Origin of the sequence: Paracoccus sp. PARArs4 (assembly GCF_947311865.1) — a bacterium.
GTDB lineage: Bacteria > Pseudomonadota > Alphaproteobacteria > Rhodobacterales > Rhodobacteraceae > Paracoccus > Paracoccus zeaxanthinifaciens.
The window spans coordinates 144,262-159,451 of sequence record NZ_CAMZMW010000008.1; the positions used below are offsets into that span (position 1 = coordinate 144,262).

Here is a 15,190-nt window from a genome sequence, read left to right on the forward strand (position 1 = left end):
CGTTCCTCAATGGCTGGCGGCAGCCGCCGCCATCTCGTCTTCGGGCGCTTCGGGCAGCGCGTCGTTGTAATTCACCAGCAGCGCCTCGACCGAGGGGCCGGTGATGTCGGTCACGAGGCGCGGATAGACGCCAAGGATCAGGGTCATCGCGACCAGCGGCACGAACAGCCAGCGTTCGCGCGGGGTCATGTCGGCGATGCCGCGCAGGCTCTCCTTGATCAGCGCGCCCATGGTCACGCGACGATAGAGCCAGAGCGCATAGGCCGCCGACAGGATCACCCCCGTCGCGGCCACGAAGGCCACCCAGGTATTGGCGCGGAACGTGCCCATCAGCGTCAGGAATTCGCCCACGAAGCCCGAGGTGCCGGGCAGGCCCACATTGGCCATCGTGAAGAACATGAAGACCAGCGCATAGACCGGCATCCGGTTCACCAGACCGCCATAGGCGTCGATTTCCCGCGTGTGCATGCGGTCGTAGATCACGCCCACCAGCAGGAACAGCGCCCCCGAGATGAAGCCGTGCGACAGCATCTGGAAGATCGCGCCGTCCAGCCCCTGCTGGTTCGCCGCGAAGATCCCCATCGTCACGTATCCCATATGCGCGACCGAGGAATAGGCGATCAGCTTCTTCATGTCGGACTGCGCCAGCGCCACCAGCGAGGTATAGACGATGGCGATCGCGGACATCCACAGCACCAGCCCCTGCAGCAGGTCGCTTGCCACCGGGAACATCGGCAGGCTGAAGCGCAGGAAGCCATAGCCACCCATCTTCAGCAGGACCGCGGCCAGAACGACCGAACCCGCGGTCGGTGCCTGCACGTGCGCGTCGGGCAGCCAGGTGTGGACCGGCCACATCGGCATCTTGACCGCGAAGCTGGCGAAGAAGGCAAGGAACAGCAGCGTCTGCATGCCGCCCATCACCGTGATCCCGAGGATCGTCATGGTCTGCGAGGGGAAATCGTAATCCAGCATCGCCACGATGTCGGTGGTCCCCGCCGTGCGGGCCATCGCGATCATCGCGACCAGCATCAGGACCGACCCGATGAAGGTATAGAGGAAGAACTTGAACGCCGCATAGATGCGGTTCGCCCCGCCCCAGATCCCGATCACCAGGAACATGGGGATCAGCCCGGCCTCGAAGAACAGGTAGAACAGGATCAGGTCCAGCGCCGCGAAGACGCCGATCATCAGCCCCTCCAGCACGAGGAAGGCGATCATGTATTCCTTGACCCGCGTGGTCACGTCCCAGGTGGACAGGATCGTCAGCGGCATCAGGAAGGTCGTCAGCAGGATGAACAGGATCGAGATGCCGTCCACGCCCATCTTGTAGCGCAGGCCCATGATCCAGGCGTGATCCTCGACGAACTGGAAGCCGGATTGGGACGGCTCGAAGCCCGCCAGCAGGAACAGCGAGATCAGGAAGGTCGCGCCGGTCGCGATCAGGGCAAGGAACTTGGCGTTCTTCTGCGCGGCCGCGTCGTCGCCGCGCAGGAAAAGGGCCAGGATGCCCGCTGCCACGATCGGCAGGAAGGTGATGATCGAAAGAAGGTTCGTCATGTCAGTGCGCGCCCCGCATCATCACCCAGATCAGCAAGCCCACGATGCCGATGACCATCGCGAAGGCGTAGTGGAACAGATAGCCCGACTGCACGCGGCCCGCGAAGCGGGTCAGGCGCGGAATGATTCCCAGGGCGACCCCGTTGATGGCGCCGTCGATAATCGCTCCGTCGCCCCGCGTCCACAGCCGCGCGCCGATCCAGCGCGCCGGGCGGACGAAGACCACGTCATACAGTTCGTCGAAATACCACTTGTTCAGCAGGAACTGGTACAGGCCCGGCTGCTGTGCCGCCAGTCGCCCAGGCGCCTCGGGGCGGCGGATATACATGACCCATGCCAGGCCCAGGCCGATCAGCATCGCGAAGAAAGGCGACATCTTGACCCATGCCGGGACGTAATGGGCATCGTGCATCACGTGGTTGTCGGGATGCATGTAGATCGCCCCCTGCCCCACGGTCGCGGGATCCACATGGGTCGCGCCACCCTCGGCGTGCTCGTCGCCATGGCCCTCGTCCTTGGCGGGTTCGGCATGGTCGTCGCCGTGACCCGCATCATGCGAGGCCGCGATCTCGGGCAGGCCGAAGAAGCGCTGCACGCCCTCTTCCTCGAAAAAGCTGTTGTACCAGACCATCCCCGAGAAGACCGCGCCAAGCGCAAGCGCCCCAAGCGGGATCAGCATGACGCGCGGGCTCTCATGCGCGTGGTCATGCGCGTGATGGTCGCCGCGCGGCTGGCCGAAGAAGGTCATGAAGATCAGGCGCCAGCTGTAGAAGCTGGTGAACAGCGCCGCCACGACCAGCATCCAGAAGGCATAGCCGTTCCCCGAGGCATAGGCGCTCTCGATCACGGCGTCCTTGGACAGGAAGCCGGCGAAGCCGATATGGGTCAGCGGAATGCCGACGCCGGTGATGGCCAGCGTGCCGATCATCATGGCCCAGAAGGTCACGGGGATCTTGTGGCGCAGGCCGCCGTAATTGCGCATGTCCTGTTCGTGATGCATCGCGTGGATGACCGAACCGGCACCCAGGAACAGCATCGCCTTGAAGAAGGCATGCGTGAACAGGTGGAACATCGCCACCGAATAGACGCCGACACCCGCGGCCACGAACATGTAGCCCAGCTGCGAACAGGTCGAATAGGCGATCACGCGCTTGATGTCGTTCTGCACGAGGCCCACCGTCGCCGCGAAGAACGCCGTGCTTGCGCCCACGATGACGATGAACATCTTTGCCTGCGGCGCGAATTCGAACAGCGGCGACATCCGGCAGACCAGGAAGACGCCCGCCGTGACCATGGTCGCCGCGTGGATCAGGGCCGACACGGGCGTCGGACCCTCCATCGCGTCGGGCAGCCAGGTGTGCAGCAGCAGCTGTGCCGACTTGCCCATCGCGCCGATGAACAGCAGCACGCCCAGCAGGTTCGCCGCGTTCCAGTCGGTCCACAGGAAGTGCATCTGCGTCTCGGCGATCATCGGGACCTGGGCAAAGATCTCGTCGAACTGGATCGAGCCCGTCAGCCACCACAGCCCGAAGATCCCCAGGAGGAAGCCGAAATCACCGACGCGGTTCACGATGAACGCCTTCATCGCCGCAGCGCCCGCCGACTGCTTCTTGAAGTAGAAGCCGATCAGCAGATAGGACGCGACGCCCACGCCCTCCCAGCCGAAGAACATCTGCAGCAGGTTGTCGGCGGTCACCAGCATCAGCATGGCGAAGGTGAAGAAGGACAGATAGGCGAAGAAGCGCGCACGATAGGGCTCGTCATCGCCGAAATTCTCGTCATGCGCCATGTAGCCGAAGCTGTAGAGGTGCACGAGCGCCGAGACCGAGGTGATCACGATCAGCATGATCGCGGTCAGGCGGTCCAGGCGGATCGCCCATTCGGTCGTGAAATCGCCCGAGACGATCCAGTCCAGCACCGGATACTGGCGCAGCTGCCCGTCGAAGCCCAGGAACACGATCCAGGATGCGAGCGCCGCCGCGAACAGGATCGCGGTCGTCAGCACCTGCGCGCCGCGTTCCCCGATCAGCCGCCAGCCGAAGCCTGCGATCAGCGCGCCGATCAGCGGGGCAAAGAGGATGAATTGCGTCATGTGTCCCTTACCCCTTCATCACGTTGACGTCTTCGACCGCGATCGTGCCGCGGTTGCGGAAGAACACCACCAGGATCGCAAGGCCGATCGCGGCCTCGGCGGCGGCGACGGTCAGCACGAACATCGTGAAGATCTGCCCGCCCAGATCGCCCAGATGGTACGAGAAGGCGACGAAGTTGATGTTGACCGCCAGCAGCATCAGCTCGATCGACATCAGGATGACGATCACGTTCTTGCGGTTCACGAAGATGCCGAAGATCCCGGCGACGAAGAGGATCGCCCCCACGACAAGGAAATGTGTCAATCCGATCATCTTATCTGTCCCTCCGGGTCGGTCACCCGTTGAATTTCAGGTCCGCGCGCACGCGGATCACAAGCCCTGTCCCGGCTTCACGTCGCGAAGCTGCATCGCCTTGGCCGGGTCGCGGTGCATCTGCTGGATCACGTCCTGCCGCTTGATGTCGCGGCGGTGGCGCATGGTCAGCGTGATGGCCCCGATCATGGCGACCAGCAGGATCAGCCCCGCCAGCTGGAACGGCAGCATGTAGCGGTCGTACATCACCAGCCCGATGGCGTTGGTGTTCAGCTGCTGCCCCTCGACCGGGACGGCCCGCAGCGCCTGCGCGCCGTCGGCGGTTTCCCATGCCCCGAAGGCGATGCCCAGCTGCGCCAGCAGAACGACGGCGATCAGCCCCGCCAGCGGCAGGTACTGCGCCAGCTCGCCCTTGAGCTGGGCGAAATCGACATCCAGCATCATCACGACGAACAGGAACAGGACCGCGACCGCGCCCACATAGACGATAACCAGCAGCATGGCGACGAATTCCGCCTGCAGCAGGACGAACAGCCCCGCCGCCGACAGGAACGCCAGGATCAGCCACAGCACCGAATGGACCGGGTTGCGTGCCAGCACGACCATGAAGCCCGCCGTGCAGACGGAGATCGCGAACAGGTAGAAGGCAAAAGTCATGACTGATCGGTCCCCTCGGATTCGGTGAAGACGGCCTGGGCAATCTCCAGCGCCTTCTGCATCGCGGGGATGCCGCCGAACACCCCCATCTGATAGATCGTCTCGGCCACCTCGCGCGGGGTGGCCCCGGCCTCGATGGCGTGGCGGATGGTCATGCGCAGCTGCGGCTCGGCATGGGCGCCCTGCACGGTCATGGCCGCGATGGTGATCAGCAGGCGCGTCCTTGCGTCCAGGCCGTCGCGGTTGAAGGTCTTGCCGAACCACATCTCCAGCATGTCGGCCGGCATGGTCGGGAACATCTTCTCGTAGGCGCGCATGTCGAAATGCTCCAGCGCGGGATTGAAGGCCCGCGCCATTTCCTGCCCCTGGGCAAGCATCTGCTGGAACATCTGCTGGAACGCATCGGTCATCGGTAGGGCGCATCCATGGCAAGGTTGCGCGCGATCTCGGCTTCCCAACGGGCGCCGTTGTCCAGAAGCTTGTCCTTGTCGTAGAACAGCTCCTCGCGCGTTTCCGTGGCGAACTCGAAATTCGGCCCCTCGACGATGGCATCGACGGGGCAGGCCTCCTGGCAGAACCCGCAATAGATGCACTTGGTCATGTCGATGTCGTAGCGCGTCGTGCGGCGGCTGCCATCCTCGCGCGGTTCGGCATCGATGGTGATGGCCTGCGCGGGGCAGATCGCCTCGCACAGCTTGCAGGCGATGCAGCGTTCCTCGCCGTTGGGATAGCGGCGCAGCGCGTGTTCGCCGCGGAAGCGGGGCGACAGCGGGCCCTTCTCATGGGGATAGTTCAGCGTCGGCTTGGGCGCGAAGAAGTAGCGCAGGCCCAGGCCGAAGCCCTTGATGAAATCCACCATCAGGAAATACTTGGTGGCGCGAACGACGTCGAATGCCATCTGTCAGACTCCTGCCCAACGGGCCCAGAAGGTGCCCAGGACTTCGAATTTGGCAAGGAATGCCACGATCACGACCCATGCCAGCGACAGCGGCAGGAACACCTTCCAGCCGATCCGCATCAGCTGGTCGTAGCGGTAGCGCGGCACGATGGCCTTCACCATGGCGAACATGAAGAACCAGAAGACCATCTTCAGGAACATCCACAGCGCCCCGTCGGGAATGCCGGGAATGGGCGACAGCCAGCCGCCGAAGAACAGCAGCGTGATCAGCGCGCACATCAGCCACATGGCGATGTATTCGCCCGCCATGAACAGCAGGTAGGGCGTCGAGGAATATTCGACCATGAAGCCCGCGACCAGTTCGGATTCGGCCTCGGGAAGGTCGAAGGGCGGGCGATTGGTTTCGGCCAGGGCGCTGACGAAGAACAGCACGACCATCGGCAGGTGCGGCAGCCAGTACCACGACAGCAGGCCCGCCCCGCGCTGCGCTTCGACGATGGCCGTCAGGTTCATCGACCCGGTCGAGATGATCACCCCGATGATGATCAGGCCAAGGCTGACCTCGTAGGAGATCATCTGCGCCGCGGACCGGAGCGAGCCGAGGAACGGGTATTTCGAGTTCGAGGCCCAGCCGCCCATGATCACGCCATACACCTCGAGCGAGGAGACCGCGAAGATGAACAGGATGCCCACGTTGATGTCGGCCATCACCCAGCCCGGCGCGAAGGGGATCGCGACGAAGGCCAGAAGCGCCAGCGTCATCGACAGGAATGGCGCCAGGAAGAACACGAACTTGTCCGAACCTGCCGGGATCACCACTTCCTTGACGACGAATTTCAGCGCGTCGGCAAAGGTCTGCAGCAGGCCCCAGGGGCCGACCACGTTCGGGCCGCGCCGCATCTGCACGGCGGCCCAGATCTTGCGGTCGCCATAGACCAGGTAGATCAGCGACAGCATCACGAAGGCGATGACGGCCAGACCCTGCGCCAGCAGGATGATCGCGATGCCCCAGGAAGATGCCCAGAATTCAGCCATGATGCCCGTCCCTTATTATCACGCGACCGGGATGCCGCGTGCCCTGCAATCGCGCAGGGTCTGTTCCGTTTCCATCACGCGCAGGCCCAGGGGCTTGTCCTGCGACATCGTGAAGGCCGATCCGATCAGCAGTTTTCCGTTGCGTTCCGCCTGCAGCGTGCGGATGTGCCGCCCATAGGCGGCCCCGTTCTCGCGTGCCCAGCCGGCCAATGCGCAGGTGGCATACGAGAAGGCGATATCTGCGTCCACCCCCTGCTGCAGGTTGGCGGTCACCTCGACCAGGCCGTTCGCGTCGCCCAGGGCGTCGACCTTGGCCGCAATGAACATCCCGGGCGCGATCTCGGCATCCTCGCGCAGCACCGGCAGGGCGGGCTGCGTGCGGGCGGCGAACTCCTCCAGCGCCTTTTCCTGCGCGGTCTTCTCGGGCGGGGCGGTGGCTGCCACCAGGCCGCCCAGATCCAGGTCCAGGTTCGCGTTCAGCGCCGCAAGGTCGGCCTCGGTCACCGCGAAGGCATCGCGGCCCGCGGGGGTGTCCAGGTCCATCTCGGTCACCGTCCCGTCGGGTTCGAGGATCAGGATCTCTCCCGATTTCGTCGAGACCCGCGCAAGGCTCAGCGGGGCCTCGCCCACCTTGGTGCCGGGGCTGGCGATGCGGGCCTGCATCTCGGCCGGCTTGGCCTTGGGGCGCGCGTCATCCTCGGCATCGCCGCAGGCGGCCAGCGTCAGGATCGCCGCCATCGCCAGGGTCTTCAGGATGGGCAACCGGACCATCGGATCACTCCGCCGCGATCGGTTGGGTGCGGCGTGCCGCGGCCATGCGCGACAGCTCGGCCATCAGCGGCGAGGACCGCGCGACCGGGTTCGTCAGGTAGAAGTCCTTGACCGGGTTCACAAAGGCGGCCTTGCCCATGTCGCGCAGCTCCAGCGGCTGCCGGTCGTTCTGCGAGACCTGGTCGATCTGCTTCAGATGCGGCACCTCCGCGATCAGCCGCGCGCGCAGCTGCGCAAGGCTGTCCCAGGGCAGGCGCTGGCCCAGTTCAGCGGACAGCGCGCGCAGGATGGCCCAGTTCTCCTTGGCCTCGCCCGGCGCGAAATTCGCGCGCATCGCCAGCTGCGGGCGGCCCTCGGTGTTCACGAACAGGCCGTTTTCCTCGGTATAGCAGGCGGCGGGCAGGATCAGGTCGGCGCGATGCGCCCCGCGATCGCCGTGGCTGCCCTGATAGATCACGAAGGCCCCCGCGTCGATCTCGACCTCGTCGGCCCCCAGATTGTAGATCACCTCGGCCCCGTCGATGGCGGCAGCCAGACCGCCCTCGGTCACGGCACCGACATCCATCGCGCCGACGCGCGACGCGGCCCCGTGCAGGATCAGCAGCTTCGAGTTGCTGTTCTCGGCCAGCTTGATCGCATGGGCCAGCACGGCCTCGCCATCGGCCTCGCGGATGGCGCCCTGCCCCACGATCACCAGCGACGGCGCCTCGCGCGTCTCATCGCCGATCTCGCGATCCGCCAGACCGGCCAGCGCGGCGCGATCCGTTCCGACATGGGCATAGTCATAGGTCAGATCGACCGCCTCGCCCACCAGCCCGATCTGTGCGCCGCGCGCCCAGGCCTTGCGCAGGCGGGCGTTCAGGACGGGGGCCTCTTCGCGGGGATTGGTGCCGATCAGCTGGATGAACTGCGCGCTGTCGATATCCTCGATCGTGGCATCGCCGACATAGGCGCCGCGATTGCCGATGGGCAGACGGGCATTGTCGGTGCGGCATTCGACCTTGCCGCCCATGCTCTCGATCAGGGTCTTCAGGCTGTAGGCGGCCTCGACCGGGACCAGGTCGCCCACAAGGCCCGCGACCTTGCGACCCGACATCGCGCGGGTCGCGGCGGTCAGCGCCTCGGGCCAGGTGGCCGGACGCAGCTTGCCGTTCTCGCGGATATAGGGCTTGTCCAGGCGCTGACGACGCAGGCCGTCCCAGACGAAGCGGGTCTTGTCGCTGATCCATTCCTCGTTCACGCCGTCATGGTTGCGCGGCATGATGCGCATGACCTCGCGGCCCTTGGTGTCCACGCGGATGCTGCTGCCAAGCGCGTCCATCACGTCGATGGTCTCGGTCTTGGTCAGCTCCCACGGACGGGCGGTGAAGGCATAGGGCTTGCTGACCAGCGCGCCCACCGGGCACAGGTCGATGATGTTGCCCTGCAGGTTCGAGGCCAGCGTCTCGTTGAGATAGCTGGTGATCTCGCTGTCCTCGCCGCGGCCGGTCTGGCCCATCTGGCTGATGCCCGCGACCTCGGTGGTGAAGCGCACGCAGCGGGTGCAGCTGATGCAGCGGGTCATGTGCGTTTCGACCAGCGGCCCGAGGTTCAGCTCCTCGGCGGCGCGCTTGGGCTCGCGATAGCGGCTGAAATCGACGCCATAGGCCATTGCCTGATCCTGCAGGTCGCATTCGCCGCCCTGGTCGCAGATCGGGCAATCCAGCGGATGGTTGATCAGCAGGAATTCCATCACGCCCTCGCGGGCCTTCTTGACCATCGGGCTGTTGGTGCGGATCTCGGACGGGGCACCTTCGGGCCCCGGCCGCAGGTCCTTGATCTGCATGGCGCAGCTGGCCGCGGGCTTGGGCGGACCGCCCACGACCTCGACCAGGCACATGCGGCAATTGCCCGCGATCGACAGGCGTTCATGATAGCAGAAGCGCGGAATCTCGATCCCGGCCTGCTCGCATGCCTGGATGAGGGTCAGGTTGGGATCGACGTCGATTTCCTTGCCGTCGATCTTGATTGTCCGCAATTCGGCCATGTTTCAATCCTTACCTGGCGCTGAGCAGCGATCCCGCGACCGTCTGCCGTGCGATTTCGTTCCGCCCGAGGCGGCAGAAGCTTTCCTCGTTCCCGTTCTCGACGCCGTTCTCGCGCATGTAGCGGTCGGCGTCGCGATAGATCCGATCCCGGTCGGCATCGCTGTCGAGGAAGGCTTCGATCTGCTCTTCGGTATAGCCCTTGTCCAGCGCATAACGCTTCAGCTTGCGGGCCTCGTTGAAGGCCCGGATCAGCCGCGCGTCGATGCTGCCGCAGCCGCGGCGCACGAGGTCGGCCACGCGCGCCTGCTTCAGGCGGTCGTTTACATAGGCCTCCTGGCTCAGCGGTTCCTGCGCAAGGGCGGGACCGGCGGCAAGGCTGATCGACAGGGCTGCAAGCATCGTGCGGATGGTGGTCATGGTCTTCTCCTTCGTGGTGGCATGTCCATGGACATAACCACCCGAAGGCCGTTTGGTGGTGTCACACCCGCTCACCCCGGCGTGAGGCCACGCCATTGGCATCCTGGCCGATATGACGGTTCGTGCGATCATTCCGCCGCCATCGCGCCCATGCGGCCCGTGCGCTTGGCCTTGATACGATCCTCGATCTCCTCGCGGAAATTGCGGATCAGGCCCTGGATCGGCCATGCCGCCGCATCGCCAAGCGCGCAGATCGTGTGGCCTTCCACCTGCTTGGTCACGTCGAACAGCATGTCGATCTCCTCGACCTCGGCCTCGCCGGTGACCAGGCGTTCCATGACGCGCATCATCCAGCCGGTGCCCTCGCGGCAGGGCGTGCACTGGCCGCAGCTCTCGTGCTTGAAGAACTTGGACAGGCGCCAGACCGCCTTGATGACGTCGGTCTGCTGATCCATCACGATCATGCAGGCGGTCCCGAAGCTGGACCGCAGGTCGCGCATCCCGTCGTAATCCATGATCGCGTCCTCGCACTGCTCGGCCGTCAGGATCGGGCAGGACGCGCCGCCGGGGATCACCGCCTTGAGGTTCTTCCAGCCGCCACGGATGCCGCCGCCATGCTTCTCGATCAGCTCCTTCATGCTGATCGACATGGTCTCCTCGACCACGCAGGGGGTGTTGAGGTGCCCGGTCAGGCCGAACAGCTTGACGCCCGCATTGTTCGGACGCCCGAAGCCCGCGAACCATTCCGGACCGCGACGCAGGATCGTGGGCACGACCGCGATGGATTCGACGTTGTTCACCGTCGTCGGGCAGCCATAGAGACCCGCCCCCGCCGGGAAGGGCGGCTTCATGCGCGGCATGCCCTTCTTGCCTTCCAGGCTTTCCAGCAGCGCCGTTTCCTCGCCGCAGATATAGGCCCCTGCCCCGTGATGCAGGTACAGGTCGAAATCCCAGCCCGAACCGGCGGCGTTCGCGCCCAGTAGGCCCGAATCGTAGCATTCGTCGATGGCGGCCTGCAGGGCCTCCTTCTCGCGGATGTATTCGCCGCGGATATAGATGTAGCAGGCATGCGCGTTCATCGCGAAGCTGGCGATCAGCGCACCCTCGATCAGGGTGTGCGGATCATGACGCATGATCTCGCGGTCCTTGCAGGTCGCGGGTTCGGATTCGTCGGCATTGATCACCAGATAGGCCGGACGCCCGTCCGATTCCTTCGGCATGAAGGACCATTTCAGACCCGTCGGAAAGCCTGCGCCGCCCCGCCCGCGAAGACCGGACGCCTTCATCTGCTCGACGATCTTGTCGCGGCCGCGGCCGATGATCTCGGCGGTGCCATCCCAATGGCCACGCTTCTTCGCGCCGTTCAGGCTGCGGTCACCCATCCCGTAAAGGTTGGTGAAAATGCGATCCTGGTCCTTCAGCATCTCGTTATCCGATCCTCTTATCCAAGCGTCACGCGTTGCGGCGACGCCAGACGCGCCAGGTCACGATCAGCGACCAGACAAATGCACCGATGGCGGCCAGATCCGCCAGGAAGGCCCAACGGGCCTGCCAGTCGTAGCGCGCGCCGAGCCACTGGACCAGCAGCCAGGACAGCATGGTCAGCGCGATCACCGCACCCACCAGCCGCATCTGGGCGGCGTCCTGTTCCTGCCTGGTCGTCATCCGTGGTCACTGCCTTCCTCGACGCGCTTCGAAAATTCCGTTTCCTCGCCCCGGGCCAGCACCTGCGCCTGGCCGACCCAGTCGTCGCTGCGGATCCGTCCGCCCATGCGGCCGATGATCTCGGCAAAGCGATCCATCTCGGCGTCGTCCCATTCCGCGACCTGGGCGAAGCGGGTGACGCCATGTTCGTGCAGCATCTCTTCCAGCTTGGGGCCGACGCCGCGGATCAGCTTCAGATCGTCGGGCTGGGCCGCCGTGGCGGAATAGATGTCGTTCCGTTCCGCCCCGCGCGGCGCCTCGGACGCGCCGGGCGCGACGGGTTCGGGAGCAACGGGATCCGCCGCGACCATCGCCTCAGGTTCCCTGGGCGCGGGACGCGACGGGGCGGGGTTCCAGTCCGAACCGTCCTGCGCGGGGTGACCGCTGCAGATCAGCCAGACCAGGATCGCCCCCATCAGGGCCGCTGCGACGAGACCGAGGAAAAGCCCCTCGAACCAGCGCATCGAGCCGATGCCCGACACGCAGATCCAGACCAGAAGGCCGATGATGCCCCCGGTGATCCAGCATTTCCTGGTGCAATCCGTCGCGTTCATTCCCAGATCCCCTGCTCAGGCGAGTGTCGGCTCACTCCTCTTCGTCATACCGGCCATCCTTGCCCGCGCGGCTTGCGAATTCGGTCTCGCCGCCCGAGGCCAGGATCTTCGCCTGCGCGACCCATTCGTCGCGCGAGGCCCGGCCCTTGAACCCTTCCAGATTGGCATCGATCCAGGCAAGCTCTTCCTCGCCCCATGCGGCGATCTGGTCGAAATGCCAAAAGCCCATGCCGTTCAGCATCTGTTCGAGCTTGGGCCCGATGCCGCGGATCATCTTGAGATCGTCCGAAGTGCCTTCCCTCGGGGCATCGAGCCCCTCGGGACGGCGGCCCGCGTCGGCGGTCGCGTCAGGGGCCACGTCGTCCCCGCGGGCCTCGGCATCGCGCGAGCCTTCGGGTTCGCGGTCGGAACGCGGACGCGCGGCGCTGGCGGCCTCGGCCTCCTGCTCGGTCACGCCGGTTTCGTCGGCAGGCTTGCCGGCGGCGGGACGCGGTTCGTCATCGGGCGTCTCGTCCACGCCTTCCTGCTGGTCGATCGCGGGTTCGGGACGTTCGCGGCGCAGCCATTTCGTGAGGATCGGAACCTCGGTCCCGTCGATGCGCTTCAGCGTCTCGCCCAGGTCGGTCGCAAGCGACACGCTGGCGTTGCTGGACGACCCGCCCGCAGTGTCGGTCAGGCTGGTCGCGCCCGAGGCCGGCTCGGATGCGAAGCGGCCCTGCTGCGAACCGGGCACCGGAACCTCGCCCGCGGACATGCGGTCGATCAGCTTCTCGAGGATCTCGGGCGTCAGGTCCTCGTAGTAATCCTTGCCGATCTGGGCCATCGGCGCGTTCGCGCAGGCGCCGAGGCACTCGACCTCTTCCCAGCTGAACTTGCCATCGGCCGAAGGCGTGTGCGGGGTCGCGGCGATGCGGCGCTTGCAGACCTCGATCAGGTCCTCTGCCCCGCAGATCATGCAGCTGGTGGTGCCGCAGATCTGGATGTTCGCAACGGTTCCAACGGGTTGCAGCTGGAACATGAAGTAGAATGTCGCGACTTCCAGCGCCCGGATATAGGCCATGCCCAGAAGCTCGGCGCAGTATTCGATCGCCGGGCGCGACAGCCAGCCTTCCTGTTCCTGCGCACGCCACAGGACCGGGATGATCGCCGATTGCTGGCGACCCTCGGGGTACTTGGTCATCTGCGCGCGCGCCCATTCCAGGTTGGCGGGCGTGAATTCGAAACTGTCCGGCTGGACGGGGTGAAGGCGGCGCAGCATCAGCGGTCAACCTCTCCGAAAACGATGTCCTGCGTGGCGATCAGGGCGGGAACGTCGGCCAGCAGGTGGCCCCGCGACATCCAGTCCATCGCCTGCAGGTGAAGGAAGCCCGGCGCGCGCAGCTTCGCGCGATAGGGTTTGTTGGTCCCGTCGCTGACGAGATAGACGCCGAATTCGCCCTTGGGGGCCTCGACCGCGGCATAGACCTCGCCCGCCGGAACCTTGAAGCCCTCGGTGTACAGCTTGAAGTGGTGGATCAGGCTTTCCATGTCGCGCTTCATGTCGCCGCGACGGGGCGGGGTCAGCTTGCCACGGGCCAGCACGTCGCCCGCAGGCTCGGCGCGCAGCTTCTCGATGGCCTGCTTCATGATGCCGGTCGACTCGCGCATCTCCTGCATCCGGCAGAGGAAGCGGTCATAGCAGTCGCCGCTGGTGCCGACCGGGATCTTGAAGTCGAATTCGTCATAGCATTCGTAGGGCTGCGCGCGGCGCAGGTCCCAGGCCATGCCCGATCCGCGCACCATGACGCCCGAGAAGCCCCAGTCCAGCGCGTCCTGTTCGCTGACGACGCCGATGCCGACAAGGCGCTGCTTGAAGATGCGGTTCTCGGTCAGCAGCGTGTCCAGATCGTCCAGCAGCTTCGGGAAACGCTCGCACCAGGCCTCGATATCGTCCAGCAGGTCGGGCGGCAGGTCCTGGTGGACGCCGCCGGGACGGAAATAGGCCGCGTGCAGACGCGCCCCGCAGGCGCGTTCATAGAAGATCATCAGCTCTTCGCGGGCCTCGAACCCCCAGAGCGGCGGCGTCAGCGCGCCGATGTCCAGCGCACCGGTCGTCAGGCCCAAGAGGTGGTTCAGGATGCGGCCGATCTCGCAATAGAGGACGCGGATCAGGCTGGCGCGGCGCGGAACGACGGTCCCGGTCAGACGCTCGATCGCCAGGCACCAGGCATGCTCCTGGTTCATGGGCGAGACATAGTCCAGCCGGTCGAAATAGGGCAGGTTCTGCAGGTAGGTCCGGCTCTCCATCAGCTTCTCGGTGCCGCGATGCAGCAGGCCGATATGCGGGTCGGCGCGTTCCACGACCTCGCCGTCCAGTTCCAGGACCATGCGCAGCACGCCATGCGCCGCCGGGTGCTGGGGACCGAAGTTGATGTTGAAGTTGCGGATGCGCTGCTCGCCGGTCAGGCGGTCCTGGCTGCCGTCATCGTACTGGTTGTTGCGGATATCGCCATCCATCATCTCTCAACCCTCCTGCCCGATGCGGGCCGCGTGCTTGGCCCCGGTCATTTCGCGCCTTCCTTCTCGTCGCCCGGCAGGACGTATTCGGCCCCTTCCCAGGGCGAGAGGAAGTCGAACTGACGGTATTCCTGCGTCAGCTTGACGGGTTCGTAGATCACCCGCTTCTCGGCCTCGTCATAGCGGACCTCGACATAGCCGGTGGTCGGGAAATCCTTGCGCAGCGGATGCCCGTCGAAGCCGTAATCCGTCAGCAGGCGGCGCAGGTCGGGATGCCCGGTGAACAGGATGCCGAACATGTCGAAGATCTCGCGCTCGAACCAGTTGGCCGAGGGGAAGACGCCGCACAGGGTCGGCAGCATCTCGTCCTCTCGCATGGCGACCTTCACGCGGATGCGCTGGTTCTGGTACATCGACAGCAGGTGATAGACCACGTCGAAGCGCTGCGCGCGCTGCGGCCAGTCCACCGCCGTGATGTCGACCAGCGTCGAGAAGCGGCACGAGCTGTCCGAGCGCAGGAAGTCGATCAGGTCGATGATGCCCGCCGCCGTGGCGGTCACGGTCAGCTCATCATGTTCGACCTGCGTGCTTGCCACCGCGTTGGGGCGGCGCAGCGCGATATGTTCGGCCAGCTGTTCCAGCGCGTCGATGTCGGGATAGACGGCCATC

At 65.4% G+C, this 15,190-nt stretch carries 16 protein-coding genes; all 16 read right to left on the reverse strand.

Features of this window, described 5'->3' with window-relative positions:
• Positions 1-6 precede the first annotated feature (6 nt).
• Positions 7-1,557, reverse strand: a complete 1,551-nt coding sequence (locus QMZ16_RS08805; protein ID WP_282602956.1) for an NADH-quinone oxidoreductase subunit M — start codon at positions 1,555-1,557, stop codon at positions 7-9.
• A 1-nt stretch (position 1,558) separates the two neighbouring features.
• Entirely contained in the window at positions 1,559-3,649 is a 2,091-nt protein-coding gene (nuoL, locus tag QMZ16_RS08810) for an NADH-quinone oxidoreductase subunit L (protein ID WP_282602957.1), read from the reverse strand.
• Positions 3,650-3,656: 7 nt separating this feature from the next.
• Complete coding sequence (gene nuoK / locus QMZ16_RS08815; RefSeq protein WP_022706475.1) at positions 3,657-3,962, reverse strand: NADH-quinone oxidoreductase subunit NuoK; 306 nt, start codon at positions 3,960-3,962, stop codon at positions 3,657-3,659.
• A gap of 57 nt (positions 3,963-4,019) precedes the next feature.
• Positions 4,020-4,619, reverse strand: a complete 600-nt coding sequence (locus tag QMZ16_RS08820; protein ID WP_022706476.1) for an NADH-quinone oxidoreductase subunit J — start codon at positions 4,617-4,619, stop codon at positions 4,020-4,022.
• Complete coding sequence (locus QMZ16_RS08825) at positions 4,616-5,029, reverse strand: carboxymuconolactone decarboxylase family protein (protein ID WP_022706477.1); 414 nt, start codon at positions 5,027-5,029, stop codon at positions 4,616-4,618. Before QMZ16_RS08825 ends, QMZ16_RS08820 begins: the two co-directional genes overlap by 4 nt.
• Positions 5,026-5,517, reverse strand: a complete 492-nt coding sequence (gene nuoI, locus QMZ16_RS08830; RefSeq protein ID WP_022706478.1) for an NADH-quinone oxidoreductase subunit NuoI — start codon at positions 5,515-5,517, stop codon at positions 5,026-5,028. The genes QMZ16_RS08825 and nuoI overlap by 4 nt, the downstream gene beginning before the upstream one ends.
• A 3-nt stretch (positions 5,518-5,520) precedes the next feature.
• Positions 5,521-6,552, reverse strand: coding sequence for an NADH-quinone oxidoreductase subunit NuoH (gene nuoH, locus QMZ16_RS08835; protein ID WP_282602958.1), 1,032 nt, complete (start codon positions 6,550-6,552; stop codon positions 5,521-5,523).
• Positions 6,553-6,570: 18 nt separating this feature from the next.
• Complete coding sequence (locus QMZ16_RS08840) at positions 6,571-7,323, reverse strand: hypothetical protein (RefSeq protein WP_282602959.1); 753 nt, start codon at positions 7,321-7,323, stop codon at positions 6,571-6,573.
• 4 nt (positions 7,324-7,327) lie between these two features.
• A complete protein-coding gene (gene nuoG / locus QMZ16_RS08845; RefSeq protein ID WP_282602960.1) occupies positions 7,328-9,349 on the reverse strand; it encodes an NADH-quinone oxidoreductase subunit NuoG in 2,022 nt (673 codons plus the stop codon).
• Positions 9,350-9,359: 10 nt separating this feature from the next.
• Entirely contained in the window at positions 9,360-9,767 is a 408-nt protein-coding gene (locus QMZ16_RS08850; protein WP_282602961.1) for a DUF5333 domain-containing protein, read from the reverse strand.
• A gap of 128 nt (positions 9,768-9,895) precedes the next feature.
• On the reverse strand, positions 9,896-11,191 hold the full coding sequence (gene nuoF / locus QMZ16_RS08855; RefSeq protein WP_282602962.1) for an NADH-quinone oxidoreductase subunit NuoF: 1,296 nt from the start codon (positions 11,189-11,191) through the stop codon (positions 9,896-9,898).
• Between the two features lie 28 nt (positions 11,192-11,219).
• The gene (locus QMZ16_RS08860; RefSeq protein WP_022706484.1) at positions 11,220-11,432 is read right to left on the reverse strand and encodes a DUF5337 domain-containing protein; all 213 of its coding nucleotides are present in this window, start codon (positions 11,430-11,432) and stop codon (positions 11,220-11,222) included.
• Positions 11,429-12,025, reverse strand: a complete 597-nt coding sequence (locus tag QMZ16_RS08865) for a hypothetical protein (protein ID WP_282602963.1) — start codon at positions 12,023-12,025, stop codon at positions 11,429-11,431. The genes QMZ16_RS08860 and QMZ16_RS08865 overlap by 4 nt, the downstream gene beginning before the upstream one ends.
• A 31-nt stretch (positions 12,026-12,056) precedes the next feature.
• Positions 12,057-13,283, reverse strand: coding sequence for an NADH-quinone oxidoreductase subunit E (locus tag QMZ16_RS08870; RefSeq protein WP_282602964.1), 1,227 nt, complete (start codon positions 13,281-13,283; stop codon positions 12,057-12,059).
• Positions 13,283-14,524 (reverse strand): NADH-quinone oxidoreductase subunit D, encoded by a 1,242-nt coding sequence (locus QMZ16_RS08875; protein ID WP_282602965.1) that lies wholly within the window; start codon positions 14,522-14,524, stop codon positions 13,283-13,285. The genes QMZ16_RS08870 and QMZ16_RS08875 overlap by 1 nt, the downstream gene beginning before the upstream one ends.
• 44 nt (positions 14,525-14,568) lie before the next feature.
• On the reverse strand, positions 14,569-15,189 hold the full coding sequence (locus tag QMZ16_RS08880) for an NADH-quinone oxidoreductase subunit C (protein WP_022706488.1): 621 nt from the start codon (positions 15,187-15,189) through the stop codon (positions 14,569-14,571).
• Between the last annotated feature and the right edge of the window lies 1 nt (position 15,190).

Coding starts and splice junctions, on each gene's coding strand:
- QMZ16_RS08820 (WP_022706476.1), bottom strand. CDS start 4,619: ATGACTTTTGCCTTCTACCTGTTCGCGATCTCCGTCTGCACGGCGGGC.
- QMZ16_RS08875 (WP_282602965.1), bottom strand. CDS start 14,524: ATGATGGATGGCGATATCCGCAACAACCAGTACGATGACGGCAGCCAG.
- QMZ16_RS08865 (WP_282602963.1), bottom strand. CDS start 12,025: ATGAACGCGACGGATTGCACCAGGAAATGCTGGATCACCGGGGGCATC.
- QMZ16_RS08840 (WP_282602959.1), bottom strand. CDS start 7,323: ATGGTCCGGTTGCCCATCCTGAAGACCCTGGCGATGGCGGCGATCCTG.
- QMZ16_RS08805 (WP_282602956.1), bottom strand. CDS start 1,557: ATGACGAACCTTCTTTCGATCATCACCTTCCTGCCGATCGTGGCAGCG.
- nuoL (WP_282602957.1), bottom strand. CDS start 3,649: ATGACGCAATTCATCCTCTTTGCCCCGCTGATCGGCGCGCTGATCGCA.
- QMZ16_RS08870 (WP_282602964.1), bottom strand. CDS start 13,283: ATGCTGCGCCGCCTTCACCCCGTCCAGCCGGACAGTTTCGAATTCACG.
- QMZ16_RS08825 (WP_022706477.1), bottom strand. CDS start 5,029: ATGACCGATGCGTTCCAGCAGATGTTCCAGCAGATGCTTGCCCAGGGG.
- nuoG (WP_282602960.1), bottom strand. CDS start 9,349: ATGGCCGAATTGCGGACAATCAAGATCGACGGCAAGGAAATCGACGTC.
- nuoI (WP_022706478.1), bottom strand. CDS start 5,517: ATGGCATTCGACGTCGTTCGCGCCACCAAGTATTTCCTGATGGTGGAT.
- nuoF (WP_282602962.1), bottom strand. CDS start 11,191: ATGCTGAAGGACCAGGATCGCATTTTCACCAACCTTTACGGGATGGGT.
- nuoK (WP_022706475.1), bottom strand. CDS start 3,962: ATGATCGGATTGACACATTTCCTTGTCGTGGGGGCGATCCTCTTCGTC.
- QMZ16_RS08880 (WP_022706488.1), bottom strand. CDS start 15,189: ATGGCCGTCTATCCCGACATCGACGCGCTGGAACAGCTGGCCGAACAT.
- nuoH (WP_282602958.1), bottom strand. CDS start 6,552: ATGGCTGAATTCTGGGCATCTTCCTGGGGCATCGCGATCATCCTGCTG.
- QMZ16_RS08850 (WP_282602961.1), bottom strand. CDS start 9,767: ATGACCACCATCCGCACGATGCTTGCAGCCCTGTCGATCAGCCTTGCC.
- QMZ16_RS08860 (WP_022706484.1), bottom strand. CDS start 11,432: ATGACGACCAGGCAGGAACAGGACGCCGCCCAGATGCGGCTGGTGGGT.